The 10,430-nt window shown below is 45.4% G+C and carries 5 protein-coding genes; 2 read left to right on the top strand and 3 right to left on the bottom strand.

Translation table 11 applies throughout. The features are described from left to right. Window positions 1-201: 201 nt before the first annotated feature. On the bottom strand, window positions 202-3,537 hold the full coding sequence (locus tag QT973_RS17675) for a non-ribosomal peptide synthetase (protein WP_445305698.1): 3,336 nt from the start codon (window positions 3,535-3,537) through the stop codon (window positions 202-204). A gap of 824 nt (window positions 3,538-4,361) precedes the next feature. On the opposite strand from QT973_RS17675, the gene QT973_RS17670 reads away from it, so the two are divergent. Together QT973_RS17670 and QT973_RS17665 are read left to right on the top strand one after the other, a co-directional pair. Continuing rightward, window positions 4,362-6,137: a DMT family transporter gene (locus QT973_RS17670; RefSeq protein WP_333259558.1), complete on the top strand. Its 1,776-nt coding sequence runs from the start codon at window positions 4,362-4,364 to the stop codon at window positions 6,135-6,137. A gap of 114 nt (window positions 6,138-6,251) precedes the next feature. Next, window positions 6,252-6,812 carry a Uma2 family endonuclease gene (locus tag QT973_RS17665; protein WP_333054376.1) on the top strand — a complete coding sequence of 187 codons (561 nt, stop codon included), beginning with the start codon at window positions 6,252-6,254 and terminating at the stop codon, window positions 6,810-6,812. A gap of 263 nt (window positions 6,813-7,075) precedes the next feature. Here the strand turns inward: QT973_RS17665 and QT973_RS17660 are convergent, their stop codons facing one another. Together QT973_RS17660 and QT973_RS17655 are read right to left on the bottom strand one after the other, a co-directional pair. Then, window positions 7,076-9,070, bottom strand: a complete 1,995-nt coding sequence (locus QT973_RS17660) for a bifunctional serine/threonine-protein kinase/formylglycine-generating enzyme family protein (RefSeq protein ID WP_333391826.1) — start codon at window positions 9,068-9,070, stop codon at window positions 7,076-7,078. Window positions 9,071-9,911: 841 nt separating this feature from the next. Then, a complete protein-coding gene (locus QT973_RS17655) occupies window positions 9,912-10,292 on the bottom strand; it encodes a cupin domain-containing protein (RefSeq protein ID WP_333207964.1) in 381 nt (126 codons plus the stop codon). Between the last annotated feature and the right edge of the window lie 138 nt (window positions 10,293-10,430).

Raw genomic sequence — 10,430 nt, 5'->3', positions numbered from 1 at the left:
ACAAGACATTAAGTTTTTTGTGGGGAGTAGGGGTTGGGCGTCCCGCCCGCCCTTGAAAAACTATTACACAGCACCGAATTCTCAAGAACAGGCTTTTCGGCCTGTTCCACAAGACATTAAGTTTTTTGTGGGGAGTAGGGGTTGGGCGTCCCGCCCGCCCTTGAAAAACTATTACACAGCACCGATTTATTTGCGCCAACCTCAAAATTCCACATCTTCGCGCTCATTTTCGTCTGTTCTGGGAGTATCCAAACCTTTCGCAGCCCAACGCATTGTTTCAATGTATTTTGCCAGACTCGCCACAGTCGGAGCCTCAAACAAATTGCTGACCGATAACTCGACTTGCAAAGCGTCTCGGATGCGAGAAATCAACTGAGTTGCTAGCAGGGAATGCCCGCCTAGTTCAAAAAAATTATCGTAGATACTAACCTGCTGTTTTCCCAAAACCTTAGCCCAAATTTTTCCCAGCATTTCTTCGATATCAGTCCGAGGCGCTACATAATTTTCTGTTATATCCTTGCTGTTTGTATCTATCTTAGGTAATACCCCGCGATCGACTTTGCCGTTGGGCGTCAGTGGCATATTCTCCAACACTGCATAAGTTGCAGGAACCATATATCCCGGTAACTTTTCTTTCAAAAATTGGCGCAATTCACTTGACTTTAGATTGTCAATTTCAGATTTTTCCTTGATGCCGTCAGCAACAACATAAGCTACCAAATGTTTATCGTCGGGGATTTCTTCCCTCACAATTACTACTGCTTCGCGCACTTGTGGATGCTGGCACAAAGCCGCTTCAATTTCTCCCAACTCGATGCGGTAGCCGCGAATTTTTACTTGGTCGTCAACGCGGCCTAAAAACTCGATGTTGCCGTCAACCCAATAGCGGCCTAAATCACCGGTTTTATAAAGCCTAGAACCTGATTTATTGCTAAAAGGATTAGGAATGAATGCAGCAGCAGTTAACTCAGGCTGGTTGAGGTAGCCTTTCGCCAGTCCGTCACCGCCGACGTACAATTGACCAATAACACCGATCGCCACCGGCTGCAAATCCGCATCGAGGAGATAAATTTGCGTGTTGGCGATCGGGCGGCCGATGGGGATAGATGTTGCGGTTTCTGGTACGTCTTGCACGCAATAATAAGCCGAAAATGTGGTATTTTCTGTAGGCCCGTAAACGTGAATTAACTTAGTAGTTGGATTTTGTTTGAGAAGTTTTTTAACCCATCTCATATCGACCGCTTCTCCGCCAAACAGCAAGCAGCGCAGCGAATCAAAAGCTTGCGGTAAAACTCTAGCAATTTGTTGAAATAAGGCAGTTGTTAAAAACAAAACTGTGATGCCTTCTTGGCGCAGTTCTAAGGCTAAATCATGAGGCGAAAGGGTAATATTTGTGCTAATTCCCACGAGTTGAGCGCCGTTAAGCAAGGCTCCCCAAATCTCGAATGTGGCTGCATCGAAGGAAGCGTTTGATGCTTGGGCAATTTTATCGCTAGGTTCTATTTTTATATAGTTGGTGTTGAGTACCAGCCGATTTACTGCTTTGTGGGTGACAGCAACTCCCTTCGGTTTTCCGGTTGAGCCAGATGTGTAAATAACGTAAGCTAGGTTGTCTGCTGTTGCGGTGTTGGCGGGATTTTCGGCGCTTTCTTTGGCTATGTCTTCCCAATCGCGATCGAAGTAAATCACTGAGTTTGAGAAGTCTCGGAAATTCTCAATCAATTTATCTTGAATTAGCAAGACTTTAACTTGAGCATCTTCCAGCATCAAGTTTAGCCGATCGCGCGGATAGCTCGGATCTAACGGTAGGTAAGCTCCTCCCGCTTTCAGTATAGCCAACATCCCGACAATTAGGTCGATCGATCGCTCTGCACAAAGCCCCACTAAAACCTCCGCCCCCACACCCCGTTTTTGTAGGTAACGCGCCAGTTGGTTGCTGCGACTGTTGAGTTCTCTGTAAGTCAGGTTTTGGCTGTCGAAAGTTAGGGCGACATCATCCAGATGCTGCTGGAGTTGCCCTTCAAATAACTGATGAATGCACTTATTTTGAGGATAATCTGTGCGAGTATCGTTCCATTCTTTGAATAATTGATTCACTTCATCCTCGCTCAATAAAGGTAAGTTAGCAATTCCTTGTTCTGGATTAGCCACAATGCTTTCCAGCAAAGTTTTAAAATGCCTCAGCATTCGGGCGATGGTAACTTCATCAAATAAATCTGTATTGTACACAGCCACGCCTCTGAGCCCTTCCGAATCTTCCCACTGTTCGCCGTATCTGTTCCTAAACTTATCGGAAGCTTCCCACAAATGCAGCTCTAAATCAAAGCGGGTTGTTTGAGTCTCTAAATGAAAAGAACTTAACTTTAATTCGGGCAATTCTAGCTCGTCCACAGGCCCATTTTGCAGCCCGAATACCACCTGAAACAGCGGGTGGCGATTCAACGATCGCTCTGGGTGCAATTCCTCAACTAGCTTCTCAAAAGGCAAATCTTGGTGAGCGTAAGCTCCCAGGGTTACTTCCCGCACCCGGCCCAAAAAATCTCGAAATGTCGGGTTTCCCGAACAGTCTGTTCGCAGCACTAAAGTATTGACAAAAAAACCGATTAGTGGTTCTATTTCGCTGCGGTTGCGATTGGCGATCGGCGAACCTACTACAATATCTTCTTGTTGCGAGTAGCGGTAAAGCAAAGTTTGAAATGCTGCGAGCAATGTCATAAATAAAGTCGCTCCTTCTCGCTGCGAAAGCGCTAAAAGTGCGTCCTTCAGCTTTTTAGGCAGTTCTAAATATTGAGTTTTTCCCCGATAATTTTGCCTAGCTGGTGCAGGGCGATCGGTAGGCAAATTTAACACAGAAATTCCGTGCAATTGCTGCCGCCAATAAGCTAGCTGAGTTTCTAATACTTCACCTTGCAGCCATTCGCGCTGCCACTCTGCAAAGTCGGCATATTGAAGGGATAATTCTGGTAGAGGAGATGGCTGTTGATTTATAAAGGCTGTATAGATAGCTTCTATTTCTCGAATTAGCACGCCGATCGACCAATCATCAGAGGCTATGTGGTGCATATTTACCAAGAGAATATGCTCGGTTTCTGTCAGCCGCAGGATGGTGACTCGCATCAGCGGCCCGGTGGATAAATTGAAAGGGCAAAGAGATTCTGCTGCAGAGAGTTTCTTTGCTTCTGTTGGCCGTTGTTCTGGCGGCAAATTTTGCAAGTCTAATACTTTTAAATTAGTTTGGAAAGCCGCTGAGATCATCTGCACTGGTTGGTCTGATACCGTTGCAAAAGTGGTTCGCAAAGTTTCGTGTCGCTGCACTATTTCGTTGAAGGTTTGCTCTAAGGCTGTTAAGTTGAGGGAACCAGTTAAGCGCAGTGCTGTTACTACATTATAGAAAGGGTTTTCCGGTGCGAATTGGTCGAGAAACCACAAGCGCTGCTGGGCAAATGATGCCGGAAAGACAAACACTTCGGCTTCTGAGGAAATATTCAGTTTTTCTATATCCTTTGTCAAGGAATTGTCATAAATTTCGGAGGCCATATCTGTTGCTCTTCGGGGATGGGATGTGTTAATTTTTTGATGGCGCGGGGGGGATTTTTGACCGACAGCATCCAGGATACAAGCTCGCGGATTCATTCCTTCGCAGACTCAGGACGGAGAAATAAAAAACCTGTATCCGAGAAACTGGCCCCCCGAATTTATCTCGCGCAAGTCAATGCTTCAATTCTTTAATCTAAAATCTAAAATCTAAAATCGATTGAGGGTGCGATCGCCTCTTAAAACTTTCGCGAGCAAAAGATCGGAACTGTTAAAATCATAAACCTGGGTGCAGGAGTGCGGGAGAGACGCGGGGAATAGAAACGGGGTTTCTGCCTGCAGGATCAAGTTATCCATTGAGGGGCTAGGAGTGCGACCCCCCAATCAAATTTAGTCACAGAACGGGATCTTAGGTTTGTGAGTCGGGTGCAATCGGGTGAGTTATATGCGAGAATTACCGGGAGCAATTCGTGGAGAGGTCAAGCTGTACAGCAATCCTCAATGATTTGTGTAATTCTTGTAGGGGCAAAACCCACGCCCGGTTGCCCCGATGCAGGCTGGGGTAGGCACTCTTAGCACTACCCCTACATATTTTTACTGATTTAGGATTGCTATAGTATGATTTCTAATTGCACAAAGTGTTCTTGGGGCGATTCCCGGCCGGATAGCTTTGCTTCACGCAATTTTCTCACATTTGTAGCTTAGCGACTACTATTGATTCAACAGTGTTCGCAATCTTTTAGATCAATTCACTAGAACTTGCGACCTAATTTGTCACAATACTTAAGAACACTGAACGTGCAGTTTAAATTAGAGGTTATAGGCTAATGGCGCAGCGGAACGTATACTCGTCAAAGGACGAGCCAGAGGATACACAATCAGCAGAAGAAGTCCTCCACTCAGTAATGCAAGAACTGGACGCTTTGCATCAAAATGTCAAAGGCCAGTTAAATCAAGACATTACTCGGCTGCAAACTGAAAAAAATCACCTGATTGAAGATATTGAAGACCTCCGGGAGCAATATCGCAAATTGCAGTCTCAGCAAATGGAATCTCTGTCTGGGCGATACATTCAGCAGCAGCAATTGTGGCTGAAGCAGTTGGCTCAAGTTTTGGCTCACAATTTGCAGGATTTGTTGGTGCAGCGGTTCAACGAACTCAGCGCTAATTCGGGAAATTCTCTCAGCAGCCCTATTCCCAGCGGCGAGTTCCCGATACCCTTGCCGCCGAGCAACTACGACGAACGGGCATCGCAGTTGCTGGCGGCGCTGGATGAAAGGATCGATCGCAGTTTCCAGATGCTGGAACAAGATTTAACCAGTTACGAAAGCGAGCTTTCTGTGCGGCTCAACAACATGAAAACCCTGGAACTGCAAGGGGAAGAGCTGCTACAAAATCTCGTAAACCGCATCAGGGAAGAACTCGAATCAGAAGAAGAATATCTTGAGAATCCTTTCGATGCTCAAGATTCCTATGTCGAGGAATCAACTAATTCTCTTAATTCTGTCCGCCCGCAATTTCTGCAGCCAACACCTGCGGCAACGCCGCGGGAACCCGCGCCCCAGCCTTCTTCAGCGCCTGCTGCAACTGTTAAAGCATCTTCTCAAGTACAGACAGGTTTGGTGCTGGCTTTGTCTTCGGCGGTGGTATTGTCGCTGTTTAATGTTTGTTTGAGAATTCTGATTAAAAGCAAAAATCCTCGGATGGTTTTTGGGTTGTTTGAATTTCCGGGGGTGGTGACTCCAGGTTTTGGAAATTCTTTGTTGATTTTGTTGATGCGGCTGATCGTGGTGATGGCTTTGATGCCGATATTGGCGACATTTCTGTATCCTTCTGTGTGGAAAGATATTAGGCGGTTGTTTGAGTCGGGCGATCGAGCTTTGTGGAGTAAGGTTTTAGGAAGCGCATTTTTTCTGTTTTTGTCTCAGGTTTTGATTTATTTGGCGATCGGCAATATTCCAGCGGGGATTGCGATTACGATTTTCTTTATTTACCCGATCGTCACCGTACTCGGTTCTTGGATCTTGTTTGGCTCTCGCCCCAGCACAGTCGGCTTTTTGGCGATCGTCGGGATTACCGCAGGTCTGATTTTAGCTGGGTGGCCGAGTTTTGCGGCCCCTGCTCCGGGCGGCGGCAATGTCGGGGTGGGAGTCACGGCTGCACTGGCTTCTGGGATTACCTTTGCAGGTTACGTATTGCTGACGCAAATGGCCGCAGGCAAGCTGCACCCAATTCCTTTTAGTTTAGTTAATTTCGGCGCGATTTTTGTATTTTCCTCCCTGAGTTTGTGGGTGCCACTGTCGGACAATTTTGCTCCTAAAATCGACCCAAATGTTTGGCCGGGTTTGATTGTCGGAGGCGTTGTTTTAGGGGTGCTGACGCTGTTTAGCTATCTTTTGAATAATTTTGCCATCCGGTTCGCGGGGGCAGCCTTAGCATCAGTAATTGGCACTTTAGGGCCGGCAATGACCGCACTCTTCGGTTTTCTAATTATCAATGAGAAGTTGCAGCCTGTGGCAATTCTCGGCATGGCTGTGGTGACGTTGAGCGTGGCTGCTATGAGTGTGGAACGCATAATGGCTCCTCAGAAGAAGGCTAGTTAAGGCAAGAATTTGTCCTTCATAATAGATACCAGAACCCCGACTTTTAAACATTCGGGGTTCTGGTATCTATCCCATTTAAAATCTAAAATCTCAAATCTAAAATCGACTTAACCTATGACTGCAGTTATTAAAATATCGCCCAACTTAGAGGAGTTCCTAAAACTTCCAGAAACGGAGCCACCTTGCGAATATATCAACAAAGAAATCATTCAAAAAGCGATGCCTCAAGGTGAACATAGCAGATTGCAAGGTAAGCTTTGCAATGTCATCAATCAAATAGTCGAAACACCAAAGATTGCTTATGCTTTTCCCGAGTTGCGTTGCACTTTCGGCGGTGTATCACTCGTCCCAGATGTAGCAGTATTCCGGTGGGAAAGAATTCCCTTTCTACCATCGGGTAGAATTGCTAACCGCTTTGAAATTTATCCAGACTGGGCGATAGAAATTCTTTCTCCCGGACAAAGCCAAACAAAAGTGCTTGCTAAATTACTTGCTTGTTCGCAACAAGGCACTGAATTGGGCTGGTTAATGATTCCAGAAGAAGAAAGTATTTTAGCGGTATTTCCCGGGCAAAGGGTGGAGTTTTACGAAGGTGCAACTAATTTGCCAATACTTAATGGAATTGAGTTAGAATTGACTGTCGAAACAGTTTTTAGCTGGTTGAGTTTTAGTTAAGGATCGCGAATTAAATAACTTACAATTTTAATTGTTATTGTGGGATGGGCGTCCCGCCCGTCGCCCAATTTTAATTGTTATTGTGGGATGGGCGTCCCGCCCGTCGCCCAATTTTAATTGTTATTGTGGGATGGGCGTCCCGCCCGTCCACTCATGACGGGCTATAAGAGCCCATCCCACTTTCAAGAGTGGAAGTTATTTAATTCTCATTCCTAAGTTAAAAAGTGCGCGAAGCGGATGTATTCCGTAGGGAATCGCCATTCTTAAACAACAGAAACAACCACTCGAAAACCCACAATACTAGCCTTGCAATCCGGCTGATATCTGAGGCGACACGCGCTGCGACAATTCGGAGGATGATCGTTCCAAGAACCACCCCGCAACAACCTCAGCGAAGACTCCCCGTCAGACTCCCAAACGCTACCATCGGCAGGCGCACCGTTATAATTATTGTGCCAAGAATCCGCGCACCATTCCCAAACATTTCCGTGAAAATCGTACAATCCGAAAGCATTAGGTTTAAAACTGCCAACATCTGTCGTTTGAAAGCGATAAACTCCCTTGGGCGCGTCAGCGTAATTAGAATTTCCGTTGTAATTGGCTAACTCGCTGGTAATCGTTTCCCCAAAATGAAACGGCCCCGTAGTTTGCCCCCGGCAAGCATATTCCCATTGGGCTTCGCTAGGTAAGCGATAATTCTTACCTGTTTTGCGAGAAAGTCGATCGCAAAACTCCACAGCCTCGTACCAAGATACATTTTCTACAGGTCGATTTGCACCTTTAAAACGGGCAGCATCGGGATTGAGAAATATTTTAATTTCCGGCAGCGCCGCAACTGCTGTCCACTGGGCCTGAGTGACGGGAAATTTGCTAATATAGAAAGAGCCTAAAGTTACTGGGTGCTGAGGTTTTTCGTCGCTGTCACCCCGATCTTTTGGAGAACCCATGAGGAAAGTACCGCCAGGAACTGATACCATTTCCAGCGCTGTACTGCTACCAAGACGTTCTTCAAAAAAACGCGCTTGGCCGCTGTTAACATTAGTTGGCTTCCCGCGCTTGTCTACTGTCACCACCTGAAATTCAAAAGTGCTTTTGACAGCGGGAATTCTCTGTGCTGCCTTGTTCGGAGGCGGATTTGTGTTAGATTTTTCCCTCGGATTGACAGAGATATTGCTATTGATTTGCCTGCTTTGATTGAGGGGAGGATTGATGGCAAGTTGTCCTCCCTTTGTCCGAAAAGAATTTAGAGCAAGTTGTCCTCCATTGGCACAATGGGGTTGGGGAGGTAAAGAATAGAGATTTAAAGCTTTGATTACTTCATCAGCAGATTGATATCTATTTTTGAGATAATCTTGAATTAATTTGTCTAAAACATTTGCCAACTCGCTGCTAATTTTTGTGCCGGCTGGCAACCGTTCTCTCCACATCCAGCCGCCGTTTATCGGGTCATAAAGGTCATCGGAACCGTCAAGTTTTGGCAAACATTGAGTTAGTAGTCTCAGGCAACTTATTCCCAAACTGTACAAATCGCTGCCGGGGAAAACTTGACCGCGCATTTGTTCTACAGGCGAATATCCGGGCGTTCCTACCGTCGTGCCTACTTTGCTCATCAGCGAGCCCGTCACTTGTTTGGAAATGCCGAAATCTATCAAAACTAACTCTCCCCGCCCTCCCCTTCGGAAAGCTGAATTCCGAAAATTTCCCGCCTTTGGCAGAGAGAAGTTAACAGAGGTGCGGCGGCGCATGATATTCTCAAGTTTGATGTCTCGGTGAATGACCTGGCGATCGTGCACAAATTTCAAAATCGGCAGTACATCTGCCAGCAACTGCCAAATTTTTTCTTCGCTAAAAACACCCTGCTGAGTTAATTCTGCTAGTAAAGTTTGCCCCTCAATCAACTCTTGTACTAAATAAAGTCGCTTGTCTTGTTCAAAATAAGCAATTAATCGAGGAATTTGGGGATGTTCGCCGAGTTCGTAAAGTCGTTTCGCTTCTTCTTTAAACAATTGTGCGGCTTTTTCAAGTGCTGAGGTTCCTTGAAATTGGGGTACAAACTGCTTAATTACGCAGGGATCGTCCATGCGATCCGTATCTACCGCTTCGTAAGTTCTGCCAAATCCCCCTTCGCCCAACAGTCGAATCACGCGGTAGCGGTTTCTGAAGAGAGGGTTGAGGCCTTGAGCTCCGCAACTTTGACAAAATTTAGAGTTATCGGGATTGAAAGGATGAGAGCATTTTGGATTAGAACAGTAGAACATATCTGGGCAGAAATGATCCGGTTAAGGTTATCATATATCTTTTCGGGTTACTCAGGGAATACTAACAATTAGTAATTGGTTATTGACAATTGGCTGTAGGAAGGGCATTACCGCCGTTGGTGTACCCCAAGGCAGAAATTAGAAGGCAGAATTTAAAATCCGTATCAATCCAAAGAAAGAGATTTGAAGGCAAAAAATGGCAGCCCGATCGACCGATTTTAGCAACCCGCTTACCGCCGATATTCGTCTGGGGCTTGCGGGGAATTTTTTTACAGAGGGCAGTATGGTACAACTCGGCAGAATTTTACCAGATCGTCCTTAAAGGCGATCGGGGTAATTTCAACTTGAAATGTCATATTTATGCTGCATTTCACAAACTTTCCGCATCCTGTTAAATAAGTTTATTTCTAAATAATTTGACTGCTAAAATAACTGATAGAAACAGAACACAGCATGATACTGATACTATTGTTTCTTTGATATTTGGTGATATAAATACAATAAATCCCTCCTCTTTAATCAGGGCAGAGAAGCTTGAGACACAAAATGGCATGAGATATAACCTAAATGCCTGCCAACGATCTCTTTTGCCTTTACTAGAAGAAACACTTAGCATCAGACCCGTACCGATTACAGCACTTATACCAATTGAATTGATCCATATCTTAACCGAAGGGTCAAAATGAAAACAAACTACTATAACATACCAAATGAGATAGCACCAGAGAATAGCTTTATCTAATTGGATTTCGCAAAGATATTGAATCAACCATTTCATGGCTATAAAAATGCTTGGATTTTTTCAATCTAACTGATGAATACAACCCGGTGAATTGAAGAATTAGGGATGGAGAGCAAAAGAGTTTTCTAACGAGACAAGTTGATACCCCGCATCGGCTGGTGACACAACTGAGATAAAAACCAATGGCTCATCACCGTTGTTGAATACTCCATGTACACATCCGGTATGAGCGACTACAACATCCCCAGCAGCGATCGACTTCGTAGTGCCTGCTTTGTCCAAATAGTAGTCTCCCTTCCCGGTTAAAACAGTCCAAGTGTCTTGCCCGTTGGGATGGGTGTGCGCGGGGATTGCCTGACCTGGCTTGATATACCAGGCGACAACGACAGCCTCCTTAGATTCGGTAACGATCGAGCGAACAGGCTCTCCCTCAGTCGGTTGAAAGAATTTAGAACTGCTGAATATCCTAGTTGTACTCATCTTTGCATCACTCTTTGAAAGACTTCTAAGGTGATTGTCTCACCGATCGCCTACAAAGAACTGTCTCACCGATCACTTTACGGAAACTTAACTCAGAGCAATAAACCCGCTCAAATCACAACTTGTAAGGAGCGCGAT

It is taken from the genome of Microcoleus sp. Z1_A1, assembly GCF_036700305.1.
Lineage (GTDB): Bacteria > Cyanobacteriota > Cyanobacteriia > Cyanobacteriales > Microcoleaceae > Microcoleus.
The sequence above is the reverse complement of the archived record's forward strand: the minus strand, read 5'-3'. Positions and strand labels throughout refer to the sequence as shown.